At 63.8% G+C, this 25,831-nt stretch carries 27 protein-coding genes, 1 other RNA gene and 1 pseudogene; 15 read left to right on the top strand and 14 right to left on the bottom strand.

Going from position 1 to position 25,831, the window contains the following annotated elements; genetic code table 11:
• The 6 genes and pseudogenes from DOM57_RS03480 to argH form a co-directional block, all read right to left on the bottom strand.
• A complete protein-coding gene (locus DOM57_RS03480; protein ID WP_110647846.1) occupies window positions 1-903 on the bottom strand; it encodes a tyrosine recombinase XerC in 903 nt (300 codons plus the stop codon).
• Window positions 887-1,627 carry a DUF484 family protein gene (locus tag DOM57_RS03475; protein WP_110647845.1) on the bottom strand — a complete coding sequence of 247 codons (741 nt, stop codon included), beginning with the start codon at window positions 1,625-1,627 and terminating at the stop codon, window positions 887-889. The genes DOM57_RS03480 and DOM57_RS03475 overlap by 17 nt, the downstream gene beginning before the upstream one ends.
• Before the next feature lie 255 nt (window positions 1,628-1,882).
• Entirely contained in the window at window positions 1,883-2,716 is an 834-nt protein-coding gene (gene dapF / locus DOM57_RS03470) for a diaminopimelate epimerase (RefSeq protein ID WP_110647844.1), read from the bottom strand.
• Window positions 2,716-3,996, bottom strand: a complete 1,281-nt coding sequence (lysA, locus tag DOM57_RS03465; protein ID WP_110647843.1) for a diaminopimelate decarboxylase — start codon at window positions 3,994-3,996, stop codon at window positions 2,716-2,718. Before lysA ends, dapF begins: the two co-directional genes overlap by 1 nt.
• Before the next feature lie 137 nt (window positions 3,997-4,133).
• Window positions 4,134-4,229, bottom strand: a pseudogene (lptM, locus tag DOM57_RS22190) (LPS translocon maturation chaperone LptM); the annotation flags it as partial.
• Window positions 4,230-4,263: 34 nt separating this feature from the next.
• Window positions 4,264-5,676, bottom strand: coding sequence for an argininosuccinate lyase (gene argH / locus DOM57_RS03455; protein WP_110647841.1), 1,413 nt, complete (start codon window positions 5,674-5,676; stop codon window positions 4,264-4,266).
• Window positions 5,677-5,947: 271 nt separating this feature from the next.
• Here argH and hemC point away from each other — a divergent pair, with 271 nt between their 5' ends.
• The 5 genes from hemC to DOM57_RS03430 all read left to right on the top strand — a co-directional run bounded on the left by hemC (window position 5,948) and on the right by DOM57_RS03430 (window position 11,502).
• The gene (gene hemC, locus DOM57_RS03450; protein WP_239496107.1) at window positions 5,948-6,889 is read left to right on the top strand and encodes a hydroxymethylbilane synthase; all 942 of its coding nucleotides are present in this window, start codon (window positions 5,948-5,950) and stop codon (window positions 6,887-6,889) included.
• Window positions 6,889-7,686 (top strand): uroporphyrinogen-III synthase, encoded by a 798-nt coding sequence (locus DOM57_RS03445; RefSeq protein ID WP_110647839.1) that lies wholly within the window; start codon window positions 6,889-6,891, stop codon window positions 7,684-7,686. The genes hemC and DOM57_RS03445 overlap by 1 nt, the downstream gene beginning before the upstream one ends.
• Window positions 7,683-9,260 carry a uroporphyrinogen-III C-methyltransferase gene (locus DOM57_RS03440; RefSeq protein ID WP_110647838.1) on the top strand — a complete coding sequence of 526 codons (1,578 nt, stop codon included), beginning with the start codon at window positions 7,683-7,685 and terminating at the stop codon, window positions 9,258-9,260. Before DOM57_RS03445 ends, DOM57_RS03440 begins: the two co-directional genes overlap by 4 nt.
• Window positions 9,257-10,480, top strand: a complete 1,224-nt coding sequence (locus tag DOM57_RS03435; RefSeq protein WP_110647837.1) for a heme biosynthesis HemY N-terminal domain-containing protein — start codon at window positions 9,257-9,259, stop codon at window positions 10,478-10,480. Before DOM57_RS03440 ends, DOM57_RS03435 begins: the two co-directional genes overlap by 4 nt.
• A gap of 83 nt (window positions 10,481-10,563) precedes the next feature.
• Window positions 10,564-11,502 carry an ROK family protein gene (locus tag DOM57_RS03430; protein ID WP_110647836.1) on the top strand — a complete coding sequence of 313 codons (939 nt, stop codon included), beginning with the start codon at window positions 10,564-10,566 and terminating at the stop codon, window positions 11,500-11,502.
• A gap of 37 nt (window positions 11,503-11,539) precedes the next feature.
• Here DOM57_RS03430 and DOM57_RS03425 read toward each other — a convergent pair whose 3' ends face one another.
• Window positions 11,540-13,981 carry a mechanosensitive ion channel domain-containing protein gene (locus DOM57_RS03425; RefSeq protein ID WP_239496106.1) on the bottom strand — a complete coding sequence of 814 codons (2,442 nt, stop codon included), beginning with the start codon at window positions 13,979-13,981 and terminating at the stop codon, window positions 11,540-11,542.
• A 331-nt stretch (window positions 13,982-14,312) separates the two neighbouring features.
• On the opposite strand from DOM57_RS03425, the gene DOM57_RS03420 reads away from it, so the two are divergent.
• On the top strand, window positions 14,313-14,477 hold the full coding sequence (locus tag DOM57_RS03420; RefSeq protein ID WP_162619438.1) for a hypothetical protein: 165 nt from the start codon (window positions 14,313-14,315) through the stop codon (window positions 14,475-14,477).
• A gap of 72 nt (window positions 14,478-14,549) precedes the next feature.
• A complete protein-coding gene (locus DOM57_RS21710) occupies window positions 14,550-14,711 on the top strand; it encodes a hypothetical protein (RefSeq protein ID WP_162619437.1) in 162 nt (53 codons plus the stop codon).
• Between the two features lie 196 nt (window positions 14,712-14,907).
• Here DOM57_RS21710 and DOM57_RS03415 read toward each other — a convergent pair whose 3' ends face one another.
• The gene (locus DOM57_RS03415) at window positions 14,908-15,219 is read right to left on the bottom strand and encodes an addiction module antidote protein (RefSeq protein WP_110647834.1); all 312 of its coding nucleotides are present in this window, start codon (window positions 15,217-15,219) and stop codon (window positions 14,908-14,910) included.
• Window positions 15,216-15,548 carry a type II toxin-antitoxin system RelE/ParE family toxin gene (locus tag DOM57_RS03410; protein ID WP_110647833.1) on the bottom strand — a complete coding sequence of 111 codons (333 nt, stop codon included), beginning with the start codon at window positions 15,546-15,548 and terminating at the stop codon, window positions 15,216-15,218. Before DOM57_RS03410 ends, DOM57_RS03415 begins: the two co-directional genes overlap by 4 nt.
• Window positions 15,549-15,709: 161 nt before the next feature.
• Between DOM57_RS03410 and DOM57_RS21705 the strand changes: the two genes are divergently transcribed.
• Window positions 15,710-15,886 (top strand): hypothetical protein, encoded by a 177-nt coding sequence (locus DOM57_RS21705; RefSeq protein ID WP_162619436.1) that lies wholly within the window; start codon window positions 15,710-15,712, stop codon window positions 15,884-15,886.
• Window positions 15,887-15,900: 14 nt separating this feature from the next.
• On the opposite strand, the gene ssrA is transcribed toward DOM57_RS21705, so the two are convergent.
• Together ssrA and smpB are read right to left on the bottom strand one after the other, a co-directional pair.
• Window positions 15,901-16,280: a transfer-messenger RNA gene (gene ssrA / locus DOM57_RS03405) on the bottom strand.
• A gap of 72 nt (window positions 16,281-16,352) precedes the next feature.
• On the bottom strand, window positions 16,353-16,832 hold the full coding sequence (smpB, locus tag DOM57_RS03400; RefSeq protein WP_110647832.1) for an SsrA-binding protein SmpB: 480 nt from the start codon (window positions 16,830-16,832) through the stop codon (window positions 16,353-16,355).
• 125 nt (window positions 16,833-16,957) lie between these two features.
• On the opposite strand from smpB, the gene DOM57_RS03395 reads away from it, so the two are divergent.
• Together DOM57_RS03395 and DOM57_RS03390 are read left to right on the top strand one after the other, a co-directional pair.
• Window positions 16,958-17,392 (top strand): type II toxin-antitoxin system RatA family toxin, encoded by a 435-nt coding sequence (locus tag DOM57_RS03395; protein WP_110647831.1) that lies wholly within the window; start codon window positions 16,958-16,960, stop codon window positions 17,390-17,392.
• Between the two features lie 9 nt (window positions 17,393-17,401).
• Complete coding sequence (locus tag DOM57_RS03390; protein WP_110647830.1) at window positions 17,402-17,698, top strand: RnfH family protein; 297 nt, start codon at window positions 17,402-17,404, stop codon at window positions 17,696-17,698.
• Between the two features lie 20 nt (window positions 17,699-17,718).
• Here DOM57_RS03390 and DOM57_RS03385 read toward each other — a convergent pair whose 3' ends face one another.
• Window positions 17,719-18,141, bottom strand: a complete 423-nt coding sequence (locus tag DOM57_RS03385) for an outer membrane protein assembly factor BamE (RefSeq protein ID WP_110647829.1) — start codon at window positions 18,139-18,141, stop codon at window positions 17,719-17,721.
• Between the two features lie 72 nt (window positions 18,142-18,213).
• On the opposite strand from DOM57_RS03385, the gene fur reads away from it, so the two are divergent.
• Window positions 18,214-18,663, top strand: coding sequence for a ferric iron uptake transcriptional regulator (fur, locus tag DOM57_RS03380; RefSeq protein WP_110647828.1), 450 nt, complete (start codon window positions 18,214-18,216; stop codon window positions 18,661-18,663).
• 80 nt (window positions 18,664-18,743) lie between these two features.
• On the opposite strand, the gene recN is transcribed toward fur, so the two are convergent.
• Window positions 18,744-20,417, bottom strand: a complete 1,674-nt coding sequence (gene recN / locus DOM57_RS03375; protein WP_110647827.1) for a DNA repair protein RecN — start codon at window positions 20,415-20,417, stop codon at window positions 18,744-18,746.
• 333 nt (window positions 20,418-20,750) lie between these two features.
• Between recN and grpE the strand changes: the two genes are divergently transcribed.
• From grpE to DOM57_RS03355, 4 genes are all read left to right on the top strand, one after another.
• The gene (gene grpE / locus DOM57_RS03370; protein WP_110647826.1) at window positions 20,751-21,377 is read left to right on the top strand and encodes a nucleotide exchange factor GrpE; all 627 of its coding nucleotides are present in this window, start codon (window positions 20,751-20,753) and stop codon (window positions 21,375-21,377) included.
• A 138-nt stretch (window positions 21,378-21,515) separates the two neighbouring features.
• A complete protein-coding gene (dnaK, locus tag DOM57_RS03365) occupies window positions 21,516-23,456 on the top strand; it encodes a molecular chaperone DnaK (protein WP_110647825.1) in 1,941 nt (646 codons plus the stop codon).
• Window positions 23,457-23,555: 99 nt separating this feature from the next.
• Entirely contained in the window at window positions 23,556-24,701 is a 1,146-nt protein-coding gene (gene dnaJ, locus DOM57_RS03360) for a molecular chaperone DnaJ (RefSeq protein ID WP_110647824.1), read from the top strand.
• Between the two features lie 113 nt (window positions 24,702-24,814).
• Window positions 24,815-25,435, top strand: coding sequence for a LysE family translocator (locus DOM57_RS03355; protein WP_110647823.1), 621 nt, complete (start codon window positions 24,815-24,817; stop codon window positions 25,433-25,435).
• A gap of 125 nt (window positions 25,436-25,560) precedes the next feature.
• Here DOM57_RS03355 and DOM57_RS03350 read toward each other — a convergent pair whose 3' ends face one another.
• Window positions 25,561-25,806, bottom strand: a complete 246-nt coding sequence (locus DOM57_RS03350) for a formate dehydrogenase subunit delta (RefSeq protein ID WP_110647822.1) — start codon at window positions 25,804-25,806, stop codon at window positions 25,561-25,563.
• Window positions 25,807-25,831 lie beyond the last annotated feature (25 nt).

Here is a 25,831-nt window from a genome sequence, read left to right as displayed (position 1 = left end):
TCAGCTCTCGTCAGGGGAGGAGGCCGGCTTGCGCCGCGCGCGAGGATGGGCCTGGTCGTAGACCTCGGCGAGCTGTTGCCAGTCGAGGCGGGTATAGATCTGGGTGGTCGACAGATTGGCATGGCCGAGCAGCTCCTGAACCGCGCGCAGATCCTGGCTCGATTCCAGCAGATGGCTGGCGAAGGAGTGGCGCAGCCGGTGCGGGTGCAGATGCTCGGGCAGGCCACGACGTTTGGCGGCCTGCGCCAGTCGGGTCTGGATCGCGCGGTGCCCCAGGCGGCCACCGTGCTGGGCGACGAACAGCGCCGTTTCGCCGTCGCCGGCCAGCGTGCTGCGAATGCCGAGCCACTCGCGCACGGCTTCGGCGGCGCGTCGGCCGAGCGGCACCTGACGCGGCTTGCCACCCTTGCCGACGACGCGGACATGGCGGGCATCGAGGCTGGCGAGATCGAGTGCCGCCAGTTCGGCCAGACGCAGGCCGCAGGAGTAGAACAATTCCAGCATGGCCTGATCGCGGATCGCGAGCGGATCGTCGTCATGCGGTGTGTCGAGGAAGCGGCCGAGCAGATCGATATCCACCGGGCTGGGCAGGTGACGCGGCTGACGTGGTGCCTGGGTCAGCTGGACCGGGTTGTGATCGAGCTCGCCCTGGCCGACCAGCGCGTCGGCAAAGCGTGACAGCGCCGCGCGCCGCCGCGCCAGGGTCCGCGGTGCCAGACCGCGGGTGCGCTCGTGGGCCAGATAACGCCTGAGCAGGCCGACGTCGAGCGCGGACCAGCAATGGATGCCCTGGCTTTCCATCCAGGCGGTCAGGTGGGCGATATCGCGGCGATAGGCATCCACCGTCGCGGGACTGGCGCGCTGCGCCAATCGTCGCAGGAAATCTTCAACCGCGGTTCGCACCGCTACCCTCGGCACGGATCAGTAGTCGGCTGACCACTTCGCCCAGATACTCGGTAAACAGCGTATCCAGCGTGGCGCGGAAATGTTCGCCGTCATGGCTGGCCAGAATCAGAAAGCCCAGCGGTTCGCCTTGCGTCAGCCGGGTGATGGCGCAGGAGCCGGATTCCTCGGGGGCATTGCAGTGCGGCAGCAGTGCCTGCCAATCCTCGCGGTCCAGCGTGGCGCAACGGCTGGTCTGCTCGTTGAGCAGGACTTCCAGGCGCTGGCGCGCGTCTTCGGTCAGCGCAAAACGCGGCGCTTGCCACGCATGGGGGTTGCGTGGCGTGGCGTGACACGCCTTGGGCGCCTCCAGCCACAGGCCGATGGCCTGGGTGCGAAAGCGCTCGGCCAGCTGGGTCGACAGTGCCTGGGCCAGCGCGTCGACGTCCTCGGCCTCGATCAGCCCGAGGATCAGGTCGCGGGTGCGCCGATACTGCGCCTCGTTGTAGCGCGCCGATTCGAGCAGGTTCTCCAGGCGCCATTCGGCATCCTCGGCGCGGTGGCGCAGATCGACGACCAGACGCTCGAGCAACGAGACGGCGCCGGGAATGTTGGGGTGCGGCACCTTGAGTTGTTGTAATAGCCCCTCGCGTCCGACGAAGAAGTCGGTGTGCTGTGCCAGCCATTCGGCGACCCGCTCGGGGTCCAGCGTCTGGCGCGGCTCGGGGACTTGGGCACGTGACATGCGGTTGTTCTCCTCCAAGAAACCTCTGATTCACTATTCCGCTGGGCCATACTGCGTTAAAAATCAACTCAACATGCTCATTTACACCCCCGTAAATTCCGCCGTTTCGTTGATTTTGATTCGCTACGCTCACCCTTCGGGCCAGCCTTCGGCTGTTACTCCCGACGGTCGTTGCGCCTTGTCTTGCCTGCGCTCATAACGTTGATCAGAGGCTTCTTGTTCCCTTGTTTTGGCCGGTTCATTGCCGGGCCGTTTTCAGTTCAGCGCGATACGGCCCTCGAAGACCCGCTCGGCGGGGCCGGTCATGATCATCGGTGCGTCGCCGCCGGCCCACTCCAGCGTCAGCCTGCCGCCGCGCAATTCGACGTCGACGGGACTTTCGAGCAGGCCGCGACGAATGCCGCAGGCGACCGCCGCGCAGGCGCCGGTACCGCAGGCGAGCGTCTCGCCGCTGCCGCGCTCGAACACGCGCAGGCGGATGGCATGCGCTGATTCGACCTGCATGAAACCGATATTGGCCTGGCGCGGGAAACTCGGATGCTGCTGCAGCTTCGGCCCGAGTTCCACCACCGGAGCCGTATTGACGTCGTCGACCCGCAGCACGGCGTGGGGATTGCCCATCGAAGCGACGCTGAGCTCGAGCGTACGACCGTCGACCTCGAGCCGGTGCAGCGGCCGGTCCTCGTCGGCCAAAAACGGGACCTCGGCGGGGGCGAAGCGCGGCGCGCCCATGTCGACCCGTACCCGGCCGTCATCGTCGACCTGCAGCGTCAGCGGACCGCCGAGGGTCTCGACCTTGAGCTCGCGCTTGTGGGTCAGGCGCTGGTCGATCACGAAGCGGGCGAAACAGCGCGCTCCATTGCCGCAGTTTTCCACCTCGCCGCCGTCGGCGTTGAAAATCCGGTAGCGGAAATCCATGTCCGGCTGGCGTGGCGGCTCGACCAGCAGCAACTGGTCGAAGCCGATGCCGAAGTGGCGATCGGCCAGCCGGCGAATCTGCTCTTCACGCAGGTAGGCACGCTGGCTGATCAGGTCGATCACCATGAAGTCATTGCCCAGGCCGTGCATTTTGGTGAAGTTCAGCAGCATCAAACACTCTCCGGCAGTCGCGATTTCTCTGGCAAGCGTGACTCCAGGGCCCACAGCGATTCCAGAGTTTCACGCTGGCGTACCAGATGGCTCGCATCGCCGTCGACCATCACCTCGGCCGGCCGGCCGCGGCTATTGTAGTTCGAGGCCATGACGAAACCGTAGGCACCGGCGGAACGCACCGCCAGCAGGTCGCCTTCGGCGATGGCCAGCTCGCGGGCCTGGCCGAGGAAGTCGCCGCTTTCGCAGATCGGGCCGACCACATCGTAGACGGCGCTGTCCCGCGCAGCCCGGGTGTCGACGCGCTCGATGCGTTGCCACGCCTGATACAGCGACGGCCGGATCAGGTCGTTCATGCCGGCATCGACGATGGCGAAATTCTTGGTCTCGCCGGGCTTGAGATATTCGACCCGGGTCAACAGCACGCCGGCGTTGGCGGCGATCGAACGACCCGGCTCCAGCAATAGCGTCAGATTGCGGCCTTCCAGACGTGTGCGCACCGCGTCGACGAAATCTCCGGCCGCCGGCGGACGTTCGTCCTGGTAGGTCACGCCCAGGCCACCGCCCAGGTCGAGATGCTCGATGGCGATACCGTGCTCTTTGAGCCGGTCGATCAGTACCAGCAGCCGGTCGAGGGCGTCCAGATAGGGCGAGAGTTCGGTCAGCTGCGAGCCGATGTGACAGTCGAGCCCGACCACCTTGAGATGCGGCCGCTCGGCCGCCCAGCGATAGAGATCGAACACCTCTTCCGCGGCGACCCCGAACTTGTTGGCCTTGAGACCGGTGGAGATGTAGGGATGCGTCCTGGCGTCGACATCGGGATTGACGCGGATCGACACGTTGGCGACTTGCCCACGTTCGGCGGCAACCTGGTCGAGACGTTCGAGTTCCGGGCGGGATTCGACGTTGAAGCACTTGATCCCAACCTCCAGCGCGCGGGCCATCTCGCTGGCCTGCTTGGCGACGCCGGAGAAGACCACCTTGGCCGGGTCGCCGCCAGCGGCCAGCACGCGCTCGAGTTCGCCCACCGAGACGATGTCGAAACCGGCGCCGAGCCGCGCCAGCACGTCGAGCACCGCGAGGTTGGAGTTGGCCTTGAGCGCGTAGCAGACGAGGTGCGGCATGTCGCCCAGGGCATCGCTGTAGGCGCGGAAGTGGCGCGTCAGTGCGGCACGCGAATAGACATAGCAGGGCGTACCGTACTGCTCGGCGAGCCGATCCAGGGCGATCTCTTCGGCGTGCAGCACGCCGTCGCGAACGGAAAAAGCGTCGAACGTCACGGTAACTCCTCGGCGTTCGGCTGGGGGGCCGCGGGGGCAGGGGTCGCTTGCGGTGTGTCGTCCGCCCGCTGTTGCTCGTCGTCGCTCCCGGCGTTGGTTCCGGGAGTGTCTTCGTGGGCATTCTGCGGATCGTAGGTCTCGGCCGACTCGCTATCGCCCGGCATATAGAGCGGGCCCTTCTGGCCGCAGCCGGACAGCGCCAGCAGCGACAGGGTCAGCAGCGACAGCGCCAGTGGCTTCGATAGCTGCTGGAAGATGGCCGGAATGTTACGCGACATTATGGCTCTCCTGCAGTGCGTCGAGTGCCTCGCGCGCGCGTTGGGCCGCGGCACGCACCTGATCCGGCGCGGTACCGCCGATATGGTTGCGTGCGGCGACCGAGCCTTCCAGCGTCAGCACCTCGAAGACATCCTCGCCGATCGCGTCGGAGAAGCGCTGGAGCTCCTCGAGCGACATCTCGGAGAGATCCTTGCGCTGCTCGATGCCGTAGGCGACCGCCTTGCCGACGATTTCGTGAGCGTCGCGGAACGCCACTCCGGCGCGTACCAGGTAGTCGGCCAGGTCGGTGGCGGTGGAGAAACCACGGCGCGCGGCCTCGAACATGTTGTCGGCTTTCGCCTCGAGTGCCGGCGCCATGTCGGCGAAGGCGCGCAGGCAGCCCTTGACCGTATCGAGGGTATCGAACAGCGGTTCCTTGTCCTCCTGGTTGTCCTTGTTGTAGGCCAGCGGCTGGGACTTCATCAGCGTCAGCAGGCTCAGCAGATGGCCGTAGACGCGACCGGTCTTGCCGCGCACCAGCTCGGGCACGTCCGGGTTCTTCTTCTGCGGCATGATCGACGAGCCGGTACAGAAACGGTCCGGCAGGTTGACGAAGTCGAACTGGGCGCTGGCCCACAGCACCAGTTCTTCGCTCATGCGCGACAGGTGCATCAGCAGAATGCTGGCGAAGGCGGTGAATTCGATCGCGAAGTCGCGGTCGCTGACCGCATCCAGCGAATTCTCCGCCGGGCGCTCGAAGCCGAGCAACTCGGCGGTGACGTGGCGGTCGATGGGGTAGGTGGTGCCGGCCAGGGCGGCGGCGCCCAGCGGCAGCACGTTGACCCGCTTGCGGCAGTCGAGCAGGCGCTCGTGATCGCGGGCGAGCATCTCCTGCCAGGCCAGCAGATGGTGGCCGAAGGTCACCGGCTGCGCGGTCTGCAAATGGGTGAAGCCGGGCATGATGGTGTCCGCCTCGCGCTCGGCCAGCTCGATCAGGCCGCTGCGCAGGCGGGCGAGTTCGGCGGCCACGGCGTCGATCTCGTCGCGCAGATAGAGCCGGATGTCGGTGGCGATCTGGTCGTTGCGCGAGCGCCCGGTATGCAGCTTCTTGCCGGTGACGCCGATCTTGTCGGTCAGCCGCGCCTCGACGTTCATGTGTATGTCTTCCAGCGCGATCGACCACTCGACCTCGCCGCGTTCGATCTCGGCCTCGATCTCCTTGAGCCCTTCGACGATGCGGTCGCGCTCCTCGATGGTGAGTACGCCGACGCGGGCCAGCATGGTGGCATGGGCGATCGAACCGCGGATATCGTGGTGATAGAGACGCTTGTCGAAGGGAATCGAAGCGGTGAAGGCGGCGACGAATGCGTCGGTGGGCTCGCTGAAACGTCCGCCCCAGGATTGGTTGGTTGCCTGCGTCATCGAAATCGAGCTCTGCCTAGGTTTTGCGAAGATAAGTACCTGCGAAACGATGCTCAGAGTGTACCAGAGTCGACCTCGGCGTATCGCGTGGATTGGGGAGGCGGCGTGCGCCGGCGGGATGCGTCGATGTAATCCCGGCGCGATTTTTACTCGTCCCGGGACTGCTTTATCATGCAGCCCCAGGTTCGCGATGGCGAACATCCACTTTGCAACGTTCGAACGGCACCGGCGCGGTGCCGTTCGGTCGTGCCCCAACGATTCGGAGACCGGCGTGCTCGACGCTAACAGATTGGGAATCGCGACCCGCAAGAGCGCGCTGGCGCTATGGCAGGCCGAACACGTCAAGGCGCTGCTGGAACGCCAGCATCCGCAGCTGACCGTGGAACTGGTGCCGCTCTCCACCCGTGGCGACAAGATTCTCGATACGCCGCTGGCGAAAATCGGCGGTAAGGCCTTGTTCGTCAAGGAACTCGAGGAGGCGATGCTCGACGGCCGCGCCGATATCGCCGTGCACTCGATGAAGGACGTGCCGATGCAGTTTCCCGACGGTCTCGGGTTGTCGGTAATCCTCGAGAGCGGCGCACCGACCGATGCCTTCGTCTCCAATGACTATGCCAGCCTCGCAGCACTGCCCCAGGGCGCGCGGGTCGGCACCTCCAGCCTGCGGCGCGGTTTGCAGATCAGTGCCCAGCGCCCGGATCTCGAAGTGCTGTCGCTGCGCGGCAACGTGCAGACGCGGTTGGGCAAGCTCGACGCCGGGGATTTCGACGCCATCATCCTGGCGACGACCGGCCTGCAGCGCCTGGGACTGGCGGATCGCATCACCGCGGAGCTGACCCCGGAGCAGAGCCTGCCCGCCTGTGGCCAGGGCGCGCTGGGCATCGAATGCCGTCATGGCGATGCCGAACTGGTTGCACTGCTGGCGCCCTTGGATCATGCGCCGACGGCGACCCGCGTGCGCGCCGAGCGGGCGATGAATACCCGTCTCGACGGCGGTTGCCAGGTGCCGATCGGCGGCTACGCGGTGCTCGAAGACGAGGGCGACACATTATGGCTGCGCGGGCTGGTCGGCCATCCCGACGGTTCGCAGGTGCTGCGTGCCGAGGCCCGCGGATCGGCCATGGAACCGGAGGCGCTGGGCATCCGCGTGGCCGAATCGCTGCTCGATCAGGGCGCGGGAGAGATCCTCGCCGAGGTCTACGGTAACGCCTGATGGGCGAACGCGTATTGATCACGCGCCCCGGCGCGCGTGGTGCGGTGCTGGCGCAGTCGCTGGCTGCCGCCGGCTTCGACGTGGCGTCGCTCGACGTGCTGCGGTTCGAAACGCGGCCGCTGGATGCGGCGGGCCGGGCTGCACTACTCGATCTCGATCTGTTTCAAGGCATTATCGTGGTCAGTCCGCAGGCGGCGGCGTGTCTTGCCGAGGCCATTGCGTCATACTGGCCGCAGTTGCCGCAGCGCCTGCGCTTTTACGCCGTGGGGCAGGCGACGGCACAGGCGCTCAAGGCCGAACTGGGTGTGCCGGCCGTGTTGCCGCCTGCGGGTATTGGCGAGCACAGCGAAGCCTTGCTCGAAGTCGCCTCGCTCAAGGCGGTCGCCGGCAAGCGCCTGCTGCTGGCGCGCGGTGACGGTGGGCGAGAGCTGCTCGGCGAACGTCTGCGTGAGCGGGGCGCCGAGGTCGAGACGCTGTCGCTCTATCGTCGGCGTTACCAGCCACCGACACCGCCCGCGGATCAATGGCTGGCGCGGGGAGAATTCGGGGCGCTGGTGGTGACCAGCGGGGAAATATTGCAACATCTGGTCACATGGTGTGGCCCGGTGGCGTTGAACCAACCGCTAATCGTCTCGAGTCGACGGTTGGCTACACTGGCGGGGACGCTGGGGTTCGGCTCGCCTCATGTGGCGTCCGGTGCAACGCCTGCGGCATTGACCGCCGCGGTGAGTGCGGTCTGCGGGCGGCAGGGTGCCACCTTCGATCAGGGTGATCACGAAAAAGGCAAGCGTAGATGAGCAAGCAACGAAACGATCAACAACCGCAGTCGACATCCGCTTCCGACAAGAAGGCCGACGACGGCGAGGCCCGGAACGCCGGGCAGGACAAGACCGCTTCGTCGACTGCCGCGTCGACATCCGACAGCAGCCAAGCCCCGTCCACGTCATCGCCAGCCGATTCCGCTGATCAGACCGACCCGATCAAGCCGGATGTCGCCAAGCCAGCGACGAAAGACGAACCTTCCTCCTCGAAACCCGCCGGAGCGCCGTCGAAGGGCGGGGGCGGCGCATCGGACGCCAAATCGGCAAGCCCCAAGCCGGCAGGTACCAAGCCGGCAAACAAAAGCGTCGAACGGCCCTCATCGGGCAACGCGCCATCAGGCGCCAACAAGAAAGCCGCGGGCGACAAGCCTGGCAGCAGCGCACAACCCGCCAAGGCCGGTAAAGCGAACGAGGCCGCCGGATCGAGCGCTCCCGATGCCCGTGCCAAGACGGACGGCAAGGCGCCTCCTCCGCCCACCGGCCCCAAGGCAGGTGGCGGCAGCGGTGGCAAGGACAAGAGCGGCAAGCTCGGTCTGCTGGCGCTGGTTCTGGTCGTGCTGCTGGCGCTCGTGGTCGTCGTGTTGGGCTATCTGGGGTGGCAGAAGCTCGAACGGCAACAGGCGCAGTTGAGCCAGGTCAGCGCCAACCGCAGTTCGCTCAGCGAGCTCGAGTCCCGCGTCGGCGATCTGGATCAGAGCCGTCAGCAAACGCTCAACATGATGCGCGGCGAGTTCGATCAGTACCGCCAGAATCTCGACAAGACCCTGGACAAGGTGCTCAAGGAGCTCGCCCAGCAGCAGCAGGCCGACCCGCGCGAGTGGCTGCATGCCGAAGCCGAGTATCTGCTGCGGCTGGCCAACCAGCGGCTGCAGCTCGAGCGCGACGTCAACGGCGCCAAGGCGCTGTTGAACGCCGCCGACAATCGTCTGCGCGAGGCGGACAATCCGGCGCTGGTTCCGATCCGCCGGGCGATCCAGTCCGAGCTGGCGGCGCTCGACTCGGTGCCGGTGATCGATCGTACCGGCATTTATCTGGCGCTGATGGCGCAGCAGGAGCAGTTGGCCCGATTGCCGCTCAAGCAGGACATCGAAGAGATCGCGGCGGGCAAGGGCGATGCCAAGCCGACCGGCGGTTGGCGCGAGCAGTTGGCGACGCTGGGACGCGAACTGAAGGATCTGGTCACCGTGCGCCGGCACGACCAGCCGCTGGAGGCACTGATCACGCCCGAGCAGGAGTCCTATCTGCGCCAGAACGTGCGTCTGCTGCTGGAGCAGGCGCAACTGGCGTTGCTGAAGTCGGAGCCGAAGCTCTACCAGGCCAGCCTCGACAAGGCGCGTGAGTTGATCGAGGGCTATTACGCCACCGACAACGACGGTGTGGCCAATTCCCTCGAGAAACTGCAGTCGCTGCGCGACAAGAACGTGCGCCCCGAACTGCCCGACATCAGCGAGTCCTCGCAGTTGCTCAAGCGCTTCATCGAGCAGCGCTTCGGTAATGCTGACGGCAGCGGCGGATCGCAAGGCGGATCGGCACGGGGAGAGGGCGCATGAGAAAGCTGATCCTGCTGATCGTCTTCGGTCTGGCGGTCGGCGCACTGTTCGGGCAGCTGATGCAGTCGCTGCCGGGCTACTGGTTCATTCGTGTCGGCGACACCTCCATCCAGACTTCGTTCTGGTTCGGCTGCGTGCTGCTGCTGATCGCCTTTCTGGTGCTGCACTTCGCGCTGCGCGCATTGATGCGCCTGCGTCGTCCGGTCAGCCGGCTCAAGGTATGGAACAGTCGCACCCGCCACCGCACCGCAATGAAGCGTACGGTGCGCGGCCTGGTGGCGCTGGCGGAAGGCCGCTGGAAACGCGCCGAGAAGGCGCTGACCAAGGCCGCGGACGACTCCGGAACGCCGCTGGTCAACTATCTCTCGGCGGCGCTGGCGGCCCACTATCAAGGGCGTTACGAACAGGCCGACGTGCTGCTCAAGCGGGCACACCACAGCACCGAGGGCGCCGATACCGCGGTCGGCCTGGTACAGGCGCAACTGATGCTCGACCGGCAGCAGTTCGAGGAGGCGCTGGCGACGCTGACGCGCCTCGAGCAGCAGCTTCCCGAGCATCCCCAGGTACTCAAGCTGCTCAAGCAGGCCTATCTCAGCGTCAACGACTGGGACGGCCTGCGCCGACTGCTGCCGCGCCTCGACAAGCATCATCTGATCACCGAAGACGAGCGACGTGAACTCGAGCCGCGCGCTTACCGCGAACTGCTCATTCAGGCGGCGCGACAGGAAGGCAACCTGCAGCGGGTGCGCTCGCTGTGGGCGGACATGCCCGATGCGCTGCGCGGCGATGTCGAGCTGGTGCTGCTTTACAGCGATGCGCTGATCAAGGGGGGCGAAGAGGGCGATGCCGAGCGCCTGTTACGCAACGCGCTGAAGGAGCACTGGGACACGCGACTGGTATTGCGCTATGGCCTGCTCAACGTCGATGCCGCGCGCCAGCTGGTGTATGCCGAGAAGTGGCTGCAGGAGCGTCCCAACGACCCCGACCTGCTGTTGACGTTGGGCCGGCTGTCGCTGCGCAATGCCTACTGGGGCAAGGCGCAGGAGTATTTCGAGGCGAGCCAGCGGCAGCGTCCGAGCGGGGTGGTCTGCGCCGAACTGGCACGGCTCTACGCCAACCTCGGCGACCACAGCAAGAGCCAGCTCTACTATCGCCAGAGCGTCACGCTGCTGGACAAGTCGCTGCCGGCGCTGCCACAGCCCAGCGACATGACCCGCTGACGGCGCGTACGGCGACCTCGACCGATTGCTCTCCTGGGCGCCTGCGGGCGCCTTTTTTCTTGGCCGTGGCGATAGGCATCGCCATGCGAGGACTTTCCATGCACTACGGCATCGACGTTGGTGGAACCAAGACCGAGATCGCCATCTTCGATCGCCACTGGCAGCGGCTCGACCACTGGCGTGAGCCGACGCCGGCCGAGGATGGCGCGGCACTGCTGACGCTGTTGGCCGCGATGGTGGCGGAGGCCGACCGACGAAGCGGCGCGCGCGGTACGCTGGGGCTCGGCTTTCCCGGGGTGATCGATGATCGCGGCTGCCTGGTGACGGCCAACCTGCCCGGACTGCGTGATCTGCCGCTCGCGCCGGCGTTGTCGGGCCGCTTCGATCGCGCCTTCGTCATCGACAACGACAGCCGCTGCTTCATCGTCTCCGAGACCGGCCCCGGTGGCGCGGCGGAAGGCGCCACACACGCGTTTGGCGCGATACTCGGCACTGGCGCCGGAGGCGGCGCGATCGTCGAGGGCCGCTTGCTGACCGGCGCCGGACGCTTTGCCGGCGAGTGGGGACATCTACCCTTGCCCGCCGCCGCCCGCGAGCGCTACGGCCTGCCGCTGCTCGATTGCGGATGCGGTCTGGAAGGTTGCCTCGAAACCTATATCGCCGGCCCAGGGCTGGTCAGGCTGCACTGCCATTTCGGCGGCGAGTCATCGTCTGCCGAGCAGTGGCACCGGGCGCTGCTGGCGCACGAGCGTTCGGCCCGGCTGGCGCACGAATGCCATCTGGATCTGCTTGGCGGGGCGTTGGCCAACGTGGTCAAGCTGCTGTCTCCGCAGACGATCGTGATCGGCGGCGGGTTGTCCACGCTGGACGAGATCGTCGACTCGCTGCCCGCGGCGCTTCGTCGGCACCTGTTTGCCGGCGTCGACGTGCCGATGATCGTGCGCTCCCGCTTCGGGGCGGCAAGTGGCGTACGCGGCGCGGCGATGCTCGGCGCTGGCTTGAACGGGGAGCGTCTCGCATGAACAGGCCGCCCGAAGGCGGCCTTATTACCCCAAGCGATCAGCGCTCATCCCCGCCGTCGTCATCGACGTCGTCGTGGGTCGGTATGCGATGCGTCTCGTCCGATGGCGTGGTGTCGGGTTCTGATGGCGTTTTCTCGTCGGCAGTACTCGGAATGTCCCGCCGACCGTCGCGCGATATGCGTACATGGGCGGGCGGCGCCGAACCGTCACGATCCTCGCCGAAGTAGAGCGTGGTATGCGGGAACGGAATCTCGATGCCGGCCTTGTCGAAGTAGATCTTGACCAGACGGTTGTAGGCGCGACCCACGCCCCACTGATCGCCTGGCGTGGTCTTGATCATCACGCGGATATTGACCGAGCTGTCGGCCAGTGCCACCACGCCGGCGACGGTCATCGGCGCCAGCAGCTTGTGGCCCCACTCCTCGCTGGCTTTCAACTCCTCGAAGGCGGCCTGTAGCTGCTCGATGGCGTAGTCGATATCCTCGCGATAGGCGATACCGTACTCGCCTACGTGGTTGGCGAACTCGCGCATGAAATTGGAGACCGTATCCACCGAGGAGAACGGCACGATGTGATAGGTGCCGGCAAGATCGCGAATCGCCACCGAGCGGATGCTGATGCGTTCGGCCGTTCCGGTGACACCGCCGGCGGTGACGACATCGCCGGTATTCATGGCGTTTTCGAGTTGGATGAAGATGCCGGTGATCACGTCCTGCACCAGTTTCTGGGCACCGAAACCGATGGCCAGGCCCAATACCCCGGCACCGGCGATCAATGGCCCGATGTTGATGCCGATCTCCGACAGCACGATCATCAGCGTCATGATCACAAGGGTGATCGCCAGCGCGTTGCGGAACAGGCTCAGCAGCGTCTGGGCACGGGCGGTGGGCGCGCCGCTACCGGTATCCGGATTCAGGAAATTCTCGATCAGGCTCGCCAGCGCGATCCAGATGATCGCCGCCACCGCCAGGATCAGGATGATATGGATGACGGTCGCCACGGTGTGCGCGCCGGCCTCGGTGGCGTACCACGCGGCGAGATCGAAGGCGCCCCAGGCATCCAGCGTATACATCACCACGGCGATCAGGATGATGGCGCGAATGACCTTGAGGAAGGTCGGAATATAGGAGTTGAGCCGCGACTCCAGCATTGGCAGGCGCGCGCGGATCTCGTCGGAGAGCGTGATGCGACGCCCGATCAGTTGCGTCAGCAGTCCCGATACCAACATGCCGAGACCGATGTAGACAATCGTTTTCAGCGTGGCGATGAGGACGAACGGCAAGGCGGTTTGTGGATGCAGCAGGGTGACACCGAAAACCATGAATGCGTAGAGCAGGGCGATGACATGCCAGACGCGCGCCAGCAGCCGCAAGGCGACGCGTGACGCCGACATCGTCGCCTCGTCGGCTTTGTGGATGATCAGATCGCGTACCGGGATGCGCTTCTTGAGTATGATGGTGAGGGCGCTCAGCAATGCGATCAGCATGATCAATACACTGACGGCCTTGCCGAAGGCCATCGACAGGCTGACGTTCAGGATCGGTACCGCGACCAGCATGCCGTAACCGATGAAGCCGGCCAGCGCTGCCAGAAAGCGATTGCAATAGCGTGCCTGGGCCGCCTCGATGGGCAACAACCGCAGCCCCTCGTGGCGCGACGCGAACAGCACGCGCAAGGCGCACTTGAAGAGTTCGATCATCAAGAAGGCGTTGAGGAACAGTGAGAAGCGCGTATTGAGGTTGCCGCTTTCGCCTACCAGGAAGGTCGCGACCAGATTGCCGACGACGTAGGCGAGAACCACCACGATGACGTCGACGACGGCTGCCAGCACGACAGCAACGATGACCCGCAGCAGATGGCTGCGGCCTTCGCCTCCCAGGGACCAGCGACTGAACTTGGCGAACAATGGGCGCACCAGACCGCGCAGAAGCATAAACACCACTACTGTGGCGATGATCACCATGCCCAGCTCGAACGCGGCGTTGAGAAAGTCGCTCATGTCAAAAGCGGGGCCACTGCTGGCGGCAGCATTGCCACTACTGAAGAAGCCGGCGACCATGCTGGCCAGCGCCGTGAATTGCCCGCCGATATCGTTCGCGAAACCGCTGGTAATTTCTGCCAGATGTCGAGGGAAGGAGACGCTTCCTGTGCTTTCGTCAGGCGGGGATTGAGCCGAAGCCTCGCCCTGAGCTGCGCTCTCCTCGTCGGCCGGCGCGGCTTCGCCTGACGCCGCTTCCGGGGCCTGAGTGCGCTCGCCGTTCTCCTGCTGGGCAGCCAGCTGCCTCAATTGATCGATCAATGCCTGGCGCGACTGTTCGTTTTCGAGCAGATCCGCCATCGTCGAATAGGCGGGCTCCCGCGGGGCTTCCTGTTCCCCGGCGCCACTGTCTTGTGCTTGCGCCAGTACCGGCACGGTGAATGCCAGCAAGAGCAACAACAGCCAATGGCGCAGCCAGCGCTCAGAATGAAGAATCGTCACGCTGTAACCTCCTGTCATGAAGATGAATCGATGATCCGTAACCACCCGCGCTCCTTAGCGTAACATCCCTTCGCCAATGCGAAGCCAAGCGCGCCGACGGACTTTGAGGCTAGCCAATCTCGGAAATATTGCCACGCAGCGGCGTCTTTTTAGAGGCCGAAGCGGATCGCCGTGAATGACGACGAGGCATAACTTGCAGAAGACGCGTCTAAGTTGGATACCCAAGGGCATGATGTGAGCTATGCTTCTCATGGTTATCTGATGTCGAAGCCAAGGAGGGGTTCACATGCATCATCGTATCAGCTGTCCACGTTGCGGTAGCGAGAAGGCCATGTCTCCGAACAGCAGCTGCGAGTGGGACGAGATCCACTGCAGCGATTGTGGGGAATTCCTGGAGACTCGCCAAGCGTTCGATGAACGCCACACGCACTCCTTCCTCATCGAGACCTGTCTGAAATCTCGGGCCATGGCTCGGGAGATGGGGATTCGCGCCTGAGCGCAGGGAAGAGTACCAACGTCACGACGGCAGCTCTCTCGAGAGCTCGCCACATCATAGGTAGGAAAGATCATGTGGAACGTCACACTGGATTTGCGCTGCAACGTCTGCGGAGGCAAGCGGTTCCTGCTGCCGGCGCTCAGCGAAATCGCTGAAGATGTCCGCTGTGCGGACTGTTCCGCCTTCAAATGCAAGAGTGACGACCTTGAGCGCGTCATGACCGCCAGCCGATGAAATGACGAGCGAGCATGGGCTGCCGGCCAGCAGCGCCGCGGCAGTCACTCGAGATCAACAACGAAAAAAGCACCTCCATCGAGGTGCTTTCTGATTTGGTGATGGAGCCACTGAAAGCTCGTCTATCCGGCGGCTAGAAAAGGTTTTCTCCCTGCGCCGAAAAATGCGCCCCCAGATATGCCCCATTGGTGACTCGTTATCCTGCTTGTCGTGGCGCGGCCAGGTCGTGGAAGTGGATGCCAGTCGCCCTTATGACAGCGGTCATGGTGCGCAGGGTCGGGTTGCCCTTGGGTGACAGTGCCCGGTATAGGCTTTCGCGTGAGACCTTCGCCCGCTCGGCTACCGCTGCCATGCCGCCTTGGGCTTCTACCACATGACGCAGCGCCATCAGAAAGGCCGATTCGCCGCCTTCCTCGTCCAGCTCGTCGAAAGCGGTGCGCAGGTAGTCGAGCGCCATGTCCGGGTCATCGCGCAGCATCTCGATAACAGCAGTGTCGTGCTTTTTCATATCCGTGCTCTCCTTCGATGGTCGGCCAGGAACGCCTTGGCCTGTTCGATGTCGGCCTGCTGGCGCTTCTTGGTCCCACCGATTAACAGCATGACCAGGCGCCTACCCACCTTGGCGTAATACACGCGGTAGCCAGGGCCATAGTCGATTCGCAGCTCCAGCACTCCATCACCAATGGCCTTGGTGTCGCCGACATTGCCTGCGGCCAAGCGGTTGAGCCGGGTTAGCACGCGCATGGCGGCCTGACGATCCTTGGCCTTGGTGGCTTCCAGCCAGGCTTGGAAAGGGTCATGGCCGTCAGCGGTGAGGTAGTGCGTCAGCTCGATCATGGTTGGGTATTGTAGCTTTTAAACTACAGTCAGAGTAGAGGAATGAAGCCCGCGAAAGCGGCTGGTACTCGGTTTCTCACGGAAACGACAGTCTGCTGAATTGCTGAAAACGTAGAGAGGCAATTCTCTAGAGCTGCACGAGTAATGGAGTCAGTATTCTGATGGGATTGTTTGGCGCGGGGTGGGACCATGATCAAGAGCAGAAAGAAGGCCTGATCGAACATCAGGTACTCGGAGAAGAGTGGGTGGCAGATGCTGACCAAAAAGCTGACCTCGCTATGCCTAAAACAGACCATTTCAGGTCTACAGGCAAGAAAAAAGCACCCGTAGGTGCTTGATTCTGTTCTGTGTTTGGTGGAGGCGGGGGGAATTGAACCCCCGTCCGCCGGCACTCACCCATTGGCTCTACATGCTTAGGTCCGTCTATGGATTTAACTCGGTGCACTCCGACGGGCAGGATTGCACCTCGCGATCTCTCTAGGGTTTAACGAATGTCAGGAGAGCGCTGACATCCGCGGTCCCATCAGCTTTAGCTCGTATCCCCGCGGCGATGGATGGGCACATCGCTTTGGGGCCAGGCTAACAGCTAGCAGTTTTTACGCTGCCAGTGCGCCCTGAGCGTAGTTTTCGTCGTTTGCGACTATTTAATCGTAACGTTGGATTTACGAGATACGTTACGCTCTCGGCATGCACCTCAGGGATTGTCACCGGCGTCGAAGCCATGTCGCCCCCGTGGAACTCGGCCATTCTAGCAGATGGGGATGAGACCACGCTATCTCAAGTGCCGCACCGGACACTTGAAACTCATGCGTGATCACGCATCACCCGGGCCTTCTCGCGGTTCCAGTCGCGCTCCTTCTGCGTGGCGCGCTTGTCATGCAACTGCTTGCCGCGAACCAGGGCCAGTTCGCACTTGACCATGTTGCGCTTCCAATAAAGCTTGAGCGGCACGCAGGTATGCCCTTTCTCCTGCGTTCTGGAGAAGATCTTGGCGATCTCCTTGCGATGCAAGAGTAGCTTGCGCGTCCGAGTCGGGTCCGCCAGCACGTGGGTGCTCGCCGTATTGAGCGGCATGATGTGGCTGCCGAGCAGCCACGCCTCGCCATTCTTGACCAGGATATAGGTGTCGGTCAGTTGGGCCTTGCCGGCACGCAAGCTCTTGACTTCCCAGCCGGCCAGCGCAAGGCCGGCTTCGAAGGTCTCGTCGATATGGTATTCGAAGCGGGCCTTCTTGTTCTGGGCGATCACGTTGTTGCCTGGCGCGTTGCCTTTCTTTTTCCCCATGACACCTCTTCACGGCTGTACCCGGTACGCCCACAGATATAGGGGCAGGCGTGATACCATTCAAGCATTCGCAAAACGGTCGCCCATCATACGCGCATTGGGGCGATAAATCAGTGGAGATCCCTATGCCAACCGTTAACCGGTCCGCATTCGTCCGGCATACGCCGGAGGAGATGTTCGAACTGGTCAATGATTTCGAACGCTATCCCGAGTTTCTACCGGGCTGTCGGCGAGCCAACGTCGTCGAGCGTGGAGACGATTACCTGATCGGTCGCATGACCCTGGCCAAGGGCGGTGTCGAGCAGAGCGTGACGACGCGAAACGACCTGGAGCGGCCGTCGCGCATCGACCTCTCGTTGGTCGATGGTCCCTTCAAGCGTCTGAAGGGGCGTTGGTACTTTCGCGAGATGGGCGAGGAGGCCTGCAAGATTGAACTGGAGATGGAGTTCGAGTTCAGCAACCGGTTGCTGGGAATGGCTTTCGGCCGGCTGTTCCAACAGGTGGCGGGGCAACTGGTCGATGCCTTTACGCGCCGTGCCGACCAGCTCTACCGGAACTGAGGATTTTCCATGGCGAATGTCGAAGTCGCCTTTGCCACGCCCGAGCGCCAGGTCATCGTTTCAGTGCCGCTGGAACCCGGCATGAGCGCTCGGGATGCGGTGAAGCAAGCGGACCTTGCCAGTCACTTCGAAAACATTACGGAGGCTGATTTCGCCAGTGCGCCGCTAGGCATTTTCGGGGAGAAACTGCGTGATCCCGATAATTACCGCCTGATGCCCGGCGAGCGCCTCGAGGTCTATCGCCCGCTCGAGATCGACCCCAAGCAAGCGAGAAGGGAGCGGGCGGCCAAAGCGTCTACGCGGTGACACGCCCGCACGGCCGGATGTCAGATCCCGCTGGGACCGACATGCGGCATCGATGCGCTCTCGCCAGCGCCTTCGACCGCTGGTCCCGGACCGCTGTCCTGATTCAGTTCGATATCGGAGTCGATGTCGCCGGATTTGGCGATGTCGACCAGCTGGTCATTGTCGAACGTCAGTGTCAGCCGCTTTTCGACGGCGCCGCCGTAGGCCTCGTCGAGATAGAAAACGTAGTCCCACTGATCGGAAGAGAAGGGCGCTTCCATCAGCGGCGTGCCCATGATGTAGGCGACCTGCTCCCGACTCATGCCGGGGTGAAGTTGAGATACCATGTCCTGGGTGATGAGGTTGCCCTGAGGAATGTCTCGCTTGTAGACACCGAAGTAGCTGCAGCCTGTGATGAGAGATGCTGCGAGCAGGAGTACGACCGTTCTGATCAGGTTTTGCATTTGAGTCCGTCTTTCACTATCGTTGCGTGGATTGATCATACCCGACACGAGACGCTACTGCGAAGAGCGACCATGGCCGACGAAAATCAAGAATTGCGCAAGGCGGGGCTGAAGGTCACTCTGCCGCGTGTCAAGATTCTGCAGATCCTCGAAGCGACACGGATGGAAGAAGAGCTCCACATGAGCGCCGAGGACGTCTACAAGGCGCTGCTGGAATCCGGGGAAGACGTCGGGTTGGCCACGGTCTATCGCGTACTGACCCAGTTCGAGGCCGCCGGTCTCGTCGTGCGACATAACTTCGATGGGGGTCATGCCGTCTTCGAAATGTCACAGGAAGAGCACCACGATCACATGGTGGACCTGGAGTCGGGCGACATCGTCGAGTTCTACGACGAAGAGATCGAGCGGCGCCAGCGCGAGATCGTCGAAGAGCACGGCTATGAGCTGGTAGAGCACGCCCTGGTACTCTATGTTCGCCCACGCGGTTCCAAGGCGACGCGGCAGGATGGCATCAAGAAGTAAGTCCGCTTTCCACCCGGATACCAAAAGCGCCGACCCCCAGGGTCGGCGTTTGTCGTTGGATAATTGGGATTCGAGCGTCTTTAGTGCGCGGCGCCCTGGCTGGCCGCCAGCATCTCGCGGGCGTGGGCGAGCGTGCGATCGGAGAGCTTGACGCCACCCAGCATACGCGCCAGTTCCCGCACCCGGCCGGCATCGTCGAGCTGTGCCATCTGCGTGCGCGTGACATGGTCGTCCGACTGCTTCTCGATATGCAGATGCTGGTGGGCCTGGGCGGCGACCTGCGGCAGGTGGGTGACAGTCATGACCTGAGCGTGTTGACCGAGCCGGCGCAGCAGCTGCCCGACGATCTCGGCGGTGGCGCCGGAGATGCCGACGTCGACCTCATCGAATACCAGCGTTGCCAGCGTGCTGTGGCTGGCAGCGACGACCTGGATCGCCAGGCTGACGCGGGAAAGCTCTCCCCCGGAGGCTACCTTGGCCAGCGGTCGCGGCGGTTGGCCCGGGTTGGCGCTGATCTGCAGGCTGACGCGATCGATGCCATGAGGCTGCGGCGTCTCCAGCGGCGTCACCTCGACCGCGAAGCGCGCCTTGTCCATCCCCAGGAAAGCCAGTTGATCCTGTACCTGCCGGGCGAAAGTGGCGGCGGTGCGCTGGCGCCTCTCGCTGATCCGCTTGGCAGCCTCGCGGTAGCGCTGCCGGGTCTGTTCGAGTTGCGCTCGCAGACTGTCCAGATCGTCGCCGCCGCTGTCCAGCGCCTCCAGCTCGCCGCTCAGTCGCTGGTGCAGATCGGCCAGTTCTTCCGGCATGACGTGGTGCTTGCGCGCGATGCGGTGAATCTCGCCCAGGCGCTCGTCGACCCAAGCCAGACGCTGCGGGTCGAGCTCGGTGGATTCGACGAAGTGATGGAGTTCGCGGGCGGCTTCCTCGAGCTGGATCTGCGCTTCGTTCAGCATGCCCAAGGCCTCGGACAGGCTGCCGCTGTCGCTGCCCGGAACCCGCGACAGGCGGCTGGTGGCCTGCTGCAGCAGCGACAGCGCGCCGCCTTCGTCGTGGTCGCAGCTATCCGCGGCGAACTGCGCCTCGCGCAGCGTCTCCTCGAGATGGGCCAGCGTCTCCTGCTCCCGTTCCAACGCCTCGAGTTCGTCCGGCTGTAGATTGAGCTGATCCAGTTCCTCGACCTGGTAGCGCAGCAGTTGCCGCTTGGCCTGGCGCTCCTCGTCGTTGTCGCTGCGCTCGCGATACTGACGGCGCAGGCCGTGCCATTGGCGATGCAGGGTGGCCAGCTCGGCGACTTCACGCTGGTGTCCGGCGGCATCGTCGAGCAGGCGGCGATGGGTGTCCTCATTCAGCAATGCCTGATGGGCGTGCTGGCTGTGCACGTCGATCAGGCACTCCCCCAGCTCGCGCAGATCGGCGATGGTGCAGGGTTGACCGTTGATCCATGCCTTCGAGCGGCCGCTGGCGGTCACCACGCGGCGCAGCAGGCAGTCATCGGTCGGCAGTTCGCGGGCCGCCAGCCATGCCTTGGCGTCCTCGCGCTCGGCGATGTCGAAGCGCGCGCTCAGATCGGCGCGGTCGGCGCCATGGCGCACGCCGCCGGCGTCAGCGCGCTCGCCCAGACAGAGCCCGAGAGCGCCGAGCAGGATCGACTTGCCGGCACCGGTCTCGCCGGTGATGGCGGTCATGCCGGCATGAAATTCCAGATCGAGGGTATCGACGATGGCGAAGTCGCGTATCGCGAGTTGAATCAGCATGCTGCCTCCCGAGGATCGATGGCGGCCATACGGTCTCTGGCTGTTTATACAGTAGTCGCCGTGGCGCTTCAACGGATCTCCCGAAGTGCTCGCAAGAAGCGCTTGAGATCGCGTTCGCCAACCCCATATAGGCAGTCAACTTCGATTATCGAACTGCTGTTCTAAGGAAACGCTGAATAAGTCGGCGAGCAGGGTGAAGCGCAAGGCGCACGGAGCGCAGGACTCGGAGCCTATGGGGTATAGGTGAGAACTCCGAGCACCGCGTAACGCAGCGATTCGCCTGCGCAGACATTTATGCAGTGTTTCCCTAACATCCTGCCGGGAGAGACTCATATGGCTAGAGATCCGCAAAAGCCCGTAGACGAAGAGCTCGAGCGCGCCGAGCGCGATGCCGAGCCGCAACCGACCGAACAGACCCTCGAAGGCGATATCGAGGAGATGGCGGACGAGATCGAGCACGAAACGGATGAACTGGAGAGCGGAGCCAATCCCGAAGCGGAAGTGCTGGCCGCCCGCGTTGAAGAACTCGAACAGGCGCTGGCTGATGCCAAGGAGCAGTCCCTGCGCGCTGCCGCCGAGGCGCAGAACGCGCGCCGTCGTGCCGAGCAGGAAGCCGACAAGGCGAAAAAGTTTGCGCTCGAGAAGTTCGTCAAGGAACTGCTGCCGGTGGTCGACAGCCTGGAGAAAGCGCTCGAGAGCATGCAGGAGATCGACGAGACCCACCGTGAAGGCGTGTCGATGACGCTCAAGATGCAGCTCGACGTGCTGGGCAAGTTCGGCGTCGAACAGCTCGATCCGCAGGGCGAACCGTTCGATCCGCAGTTCCACGAAGCAATGACCATGGTGCCCAATCCCGAGCTGGAGCCGAACACGGTGATGGATGTGATGCAGCGGGGTTACACGCTCAATGGGCGTCTGGTGCGTCCGGCGATGGTCGTGGTCAGCAAGGCGGCGGGCTGAGTGGAGAGCGCCAGCTCGACGGATCGAATCGCCGGCGGGACTTGAAAGGTACCGACCAGCCCCCACATAGCAGTCAATCGCGCCGTTAGCGCCGCTATGAAAACGAATCGAGTCAACGAATTTCAGAGGTGAGGAACTATGGGACGCATCATTGGCATCGACCTGGGTACGACCAACTCCTGTGTCGCCGTTCTCGACGGTGACAAGACTCGCGTCATCGAAAACGCCGAAGGCGGACGTACGACGCCCTCCATCATCGCTTACACCGACGACGGCGAAACGCTGGTCGGCCAGGCGGCCAAGCGTCAGGCGGTCACCAATCCGACCAACACGCTGTATGCGGTCAAGCGTCTGATCGGCCGCAAGTTCAAGGACGACGTCGTCCAGAAAGACATCAAGATGGTGCCGTACAAGATTGTCGAAGCCGACAACGGCGACGCCTGGGTTCAGGTGAACGACAAGAAGCTGGCACCGCCGCAGGTCAGCGCGGAAGTACTGAAGAAGATGAAGAAGACCGCCGAGGACTATCTCGGCGAAGAAGTGACCGAAGCGGTCATCACCGTGCCGGCCTACTTCAACGATTCCCAGCGCCAGGCGACCAAGGATGCCGGCCGTATCGCCGGTCTCGAGGTCAAACGCATCATCAACGAGCCGACCGCGGCGGCGCTCGCCTACGGCATGGACCGTGCCAGCGGCGATCGCACCATTGCGGTCTACGACCTGGGTGGCGGGACGTTCGATATCTCGATCATCGAAGTCGCCGACGTCGACGGCGAGAAGCAGTTCGAGGTACTGGCCACCAACGGCGACACCTTCCTCGGTGGCGAGGACTTCGACCTCAAGCTGATCGACTACCTGGTGCAGCAGTTCAAGAGCGACTCCGGCATCGATCTGTCCGGCGACAGTCTGGCGATGCAGCGCCTGAAGGAAGCCGCCGAGAAGGCCAAGATCGAGCTCTCTTCCTCGCAGCAGACCGAGGTCAACCTGCCGTACATCACGGCCGACCAGAGCGGGCCCAAGCACCTGGCGATCAAGGTTACCCGCGCCAAGCTGGAATCGCTGGTCGAAGATCTGGTCCAGCGCTCGCTCGGTCCGTGCAAGACCGCGATGGAAGATGCCGGCCTATCCAACAGCGAGATCCATGACGTGATTCTGGTCGGTGGCCAGACCCGCATGCCGCTGGTACAGCAGAAGGTCGCCGAATTCTTCGGCAAGGATGCGCGCAAGGACGTCAACCCGGACGAGGCCGTGGCCATCGGTGCCGCGATCCAGGGCGGCGTGCTCGGCGGTGACGTCAAGGACGTGCTGCTGCTCGACGTGACCCCGCTGACCCTGGGCATCGAGACGCTGGGTGGCGTGATGACGCCGCTGATCGAGAAGAACACCACGATCCCGACCAAGAAGACCCAGACGTTCTCCACCGCCGAGGATAACCAGACGGCCGTGACCATTCACGTGCTGCAGGGTGAGCGCAAGCAGGCGAGCCAGAACAAGTCGCTGGGCCGTTTCGACCTGTCCGACATCCCGCCGGCGCCGCGCGGCATGCCGCAGATCGAGGTGGCGTTCGATATCGATGCCAATGGTATCCTCAACGTGTCCGCCAAGGACAAGGCGACCGGCAAGGAGCAGTCGATCGTGATCAAGTCCTCCGGCGGTCTCACCGATGAAGAGATCGACCAGATGGTTCGCGATGCCGAGGCCCACGAAGCCGAGGACAAGAAGTTCGAGGAGTTGGTCCAGCTGCGCAACCAGGCCGACGGCATGATACACGCCTCGCGCAAGACGCTGGAAGAGGCCGGCGACAAGGTCGACGCCGACGAGAAGAGCAAGATCGAGACCGCGATCGGCGAGCTCGAGGAAGCGCTCAAGGGCGACGACAAGGACGCCATCCAGGCCAAGCTCGATGCCTTGACCGAAGCCTCCGGCGCCCTGGCGCAGAAGATGTACGCCGAGCAGGGCGAAGGTGCGGCTCAGGACGCCGGACAACAGGCGGACGGCCAGGCCGGCAGCGGCAAGAAAGAGGACGATGTGGTTGACGCCGAATTCGAGGAAGTCAACGACGATCAGAAGAAGCAATAACCACGACGTCTGACGTCGTGCGCACGGCGGTAGCGCGGGAGCCAGCAACGACTCCCGCGTTGCTGTTTGCACGGCTTCGACACGGAGGCGAACACAGTCATGTCCAAGCGTGACTATTACGAAGTGCTGGGCGTCGACAAGAGCGCCGACAGCAAGGAGATCAAGAAGGCCTATCGTCGACTGGCGCAGAAGTACCATCCGGACCGCAACCCGGACGACCAGCAGGCGGCGGAGAAATTCCGCGAGGTTTCCGACGCCTACGAGGTGCTCTCCGACAGCGAGAAGCGCGCGGCCTACGACCAGTTCGGCCATGCCGGTGTCGATGGTCAGGCCGGCGGGTTTGGCGGTGGCGGCTTCGGTGGTGCCGGCGCCGGTGGTTTCAGCGATATCTTCGGCGACGTATTCGGCGATATCTTCGGTGGCGGCGGCGGCCGTCGCAATCCGAATGCGCCGCAACGCGGCAGCGACCTGCGCTACAACCTCGAACTCGACCTAGAGAATGCGGTATTCGGTACCACGGTCGACATCCGCGTGCCGCGCCACATCGAATGCGAACACTGCGATGGCAGCGGCGCCGAGCCGGGTTCCGGCAAGGAGACCTGTCCGACCTGTCACGGCCAGGGCCAGGTGCGCATGCAGCAGGGCTTCTTCGCCGTGCAGCAGACCTGCCCGACCTGTCACGGCAGCGGCCAGGTGATCAAGGTGCCGTGCCGCAAGTGTCACGGCGAGGGCCGCGTGCGCGAAACCCGCACCTTGTCGGTCAAGATCCCGGCCGGTGTCGATACCGGCGATCGCATTCGTCTCAACGGCGAGGGGGAATCCGGTCTCAACGGCGGTCCGGCGGGCGATCTCTATGTTCAGGTGGAGATCAAGCCACATCCGATTTTCGAGCGCGACGGCCGTCACCTGCACTGCGAAGTGCCGATCAACTTCGTCGATGCGGCGCTGGGCGGCGAATTGGAAGTGCCGACGCTGGAAGGCCGGGTCAAGCTCAAGATCCCGCCGGAAACCCAGACCGGCAAGCTGTTCCGGTTGCGTGGCAAGGGCGTCAAGCCGGTTCGCGGCGGTCCGGCCGGCGATCTGCTTTGCAAGGTGGTGACGGAGACCCCGGTCAACCTCAACGAGGAGCAGAAAGACCTCTTGCGCAAGTTCCAGGAGAGTCTTGGCAGTGGCAGCCGCCACTCGCCCAAGAAGGATGGCTGGTTCGACGGCGTCAAACGCTTCTTCGAGGATATGAAGCCGTAACATCTCCATCATCGGTGTTTTGGATAAGAGCCCAGTCCGGTATTGCCGGGCTGGCTTCGTTTTTGAATGGGCTCGCGTTAGACTCAAAGTCTCTCCATCTCGGAAATGCCCGCATGGATTTGCTGACCTTCGTTCTCGCCGCGCTCGGTTTCGCTTATCTGCCGGGGCCGGCGATGCTCTATACCGCCGCCCAGACCCTGGGGCGGGGTCGGCGCGCCGGCTGGCAGGCAGTGTTGGGCGTGCATCTGGGCTGCTACGTGCATGTGATCGCCGCCACCCTCGGCCTGGCGGCGCTGTTCGCTGCGGTACCACCGGCCTACGTGGCGATGAAGCTGATCGGCGGTGGCTATCTGATCTGGGCCGGCATCCGCCTGTGGCGCCAGGGAGTGGGCGAGGCGCCGATGCTGAGTGAGCGGGCCTCGGCACGCCGGGTATTGCGCGACAGCTTCCTGGTCGAAGTGCTCAATCCCAAGACGGCGCTATTCTTCGTCGCTTTCCTGCCGCAGTTCGTGCAGCCCGAAGCGGACATGGCGATGACCTGGCAACTGCTCTGCCTGGGCATCGCCACCAACCTGATCTTCTCCTCCGCCGATGTCGTCACGGTGCTGCTGGCGTCGCCGCTGCGGCGCTGGCTGACTCGCGGCGAAAGCAACCCATCGCGCTGGTTGCAACGCTTCGGCGGCGGCGTGCTTGGCGGGCTGGGCATTCACGGCCTGCTGCATGCCAGCCGTTGAGATTTTTCAACGCTGAAAGCGATCACCGATGTGATGTCCTGGTCCGCAACTAGCCCTGGCAGTCATACACCGCGGCTGCCGGGTTTGACGAGCGCGCGGTGACTGACGGAGACGCCGCATGAACATCACGCCGTCTTCTCGCTTGGCTGATACCAAGCCTTCAAGCGTTCGACGGCCAGTCGCGACACCGGGCTCAGTTCACTGCCATCCGTGTCGGCGTAGGCGATGATCTGCCGTTTCATGCTGCGTGCCCAGAATTTCTTGAGGTGCGTGGCGACCTGCTCGGCCGCCTGCGCATCGTCGCCGTGATGGCGATTGTTGGCGCTGATCTGGTTGATCATCTTGATCAGCGACGCTGTCGATTCGCTCATGCCGGATTCCCCCGTGGCATCGAGA

This window comes from Salinicola peritrichatus (genome assembly GCF_003206715.1).
Lineage (GTDB): Bacteria > Pseudomonadota > Gammaproteobacteria > Pseudomonadales > Halomonadaceae > Salinicola > Salinicola peritrichatus.
Note: the sequence above shows the minus strand (reverse complement) of the source record. Positions and strands in the feature narration are given on the sequence as shown.

Coding starts and splice junctions, on each gene's coding strand:
- DOM57_RS03475 (WP_110647845.1), bottom strand. CDS start 1,627: ATGTCACGTGCCCAAGTCCCCGAGCCGCGCCAGACGCTGGACCCCGAG.
- dapF (WP_110647844.1), bottom strand. CDS start 2,716: ATGCTGCTGAACTTCACCAAAATGCACGGCCTGGGCAATGACTTCATG.
- argH (WP_110647841.1), bottom strand. CDS start 5,676: ATGACGCAGGCAACCAACCAATCCTGGGGCGGACGTTTCAGCGAGCCC.
- DOM57_RS03445 (WP_110647839.1), top strand. CDS start 6,889: ATGGGCGAACGCGTATTGATCACGCGCCCCGGCGCGCGTGGTGCGGTG.
- DOM57_RS03440 (WP_110647838.1), top strand. CDS start 7,683: ATGAGCAAGCAACGAAACGATCAACAACCGCAGTCGACATCCGCTTCC.
- DOM57_RS03435 (WP_110647837.1), top strand. CDS start 9,257: ATGAGAAAGCTGATCCTGCTGATCGTCTTCGGTCTGGCGGTCGGCGCA.
- DOM57_RS03430 (WP_110647836.1), top strand. CDS start 10,564: ATGCGAGGACTTTCCATGCACTACGGCATCGACGTTGGTGGAACCAAG.
- DOM57_RS03420 (WP_162619438.1), top strand. CDS start 14,313: ATGTCTCCGAACAGCAGCTGCGAGTGGGACGAGATCCACTGCAGCGAT.
- DOM57_RS21710 (WP_162619437.1), top strand. CDS start 14,550: ATGTGGAACGTCACACTGGATTTGCGCTGCAACGTCTGCGGAGGCAAG.
- DOM57_RS03415 (WP_110647834.1), bottom strand. CDS start 15,219: ATGAAAAAGCACGACACTGCTGTTATCGAGATGCTGCGCGATGACCCG.
- DOM57_RS03410 (WP_110647833.1), bottom strand. CDS start 15,548: ATGATCGAGCTGACGCACTACCTCACCGCTGACGGCCATGACCCTTTC.
- DOM57_RS21705 (WP_162619436.1), top strand. CDS start 15,710: ATGGGATTGTTTGGCGCGGGGTGGGACCATGATCAAGAGCAGAAAGAA.
- smpB (WP_110647832.1), bottom strand. CDS start 16,832: ATGGGGAAAAAGAAAGGCAACGCGCCAGGCAACAACGTGATCGCCCAG.
- DOM57_RS03395 (WP_110647831.1), top strand. CDS start 16,958: ATGCCAACCGTTAACCGGTCCGCATTCGTCCGGCATACGCCGGAGGAG.
- DOM57_RS03390 (WP_110647830.1), top strand. CDS start 17,402: ATGGCGAATGTCGAAGTCGCCTTTGCCACGCCCGAGCGCCAGGTCATC.
- DOM57_RS03385 (WP_110647829.1), bottom strand. CDS start 18,141: ATGCAAAACCTGATCAGAACGGTCGTACTCCTGCTCGCAGCATCTCTC.
- fur (WP_110647828.1), top strand. CDS start 18,214: ATGGCCGACGAAAATCAAGAATTGCGCAAGGCGGGGCTGAAGGTCACT.
- recN (WP_110647827.1), bottom strand. CDS start 20,417: ATGCTGATTCAACTCGCGATACGCGACTTCGCCATCGTCGATACCCTC.
- grpE (WP_110647826.1), top strand. CDS start 20,751: ATGGCTAGAGATCCGCAAAAGCCCGTAGACGAAGAGCTCGAGCGCGCC.
- dnaK (WP_110647825.1), top strand. CDS start 21,516: ATGGGACGCATCATTGGCATCGACCTGGGTACGACCAACTCCTGTGTC.
- dnaJ (WP_110647824.1), top strand. CDS start 23,556: ATGTCCAAGCGTGACTATTACGAAGTGCTGGGCGTCGACAAGAGCGCC.
- DOM57_RS03355 (WP_110647823.1), top strand. CDS start 24,815: ATGGATTTGCTGACCTTCGTTCTCGCCGCGCTCGGTTTCGCTTATCTG.
- DOM57_RS03350 (WP_110647822.1), bottom strand. CDS start 25,806: ATGAGCGAATCGACAGCGTCGCTGATCAAGATGATCAACCAGATCAGC.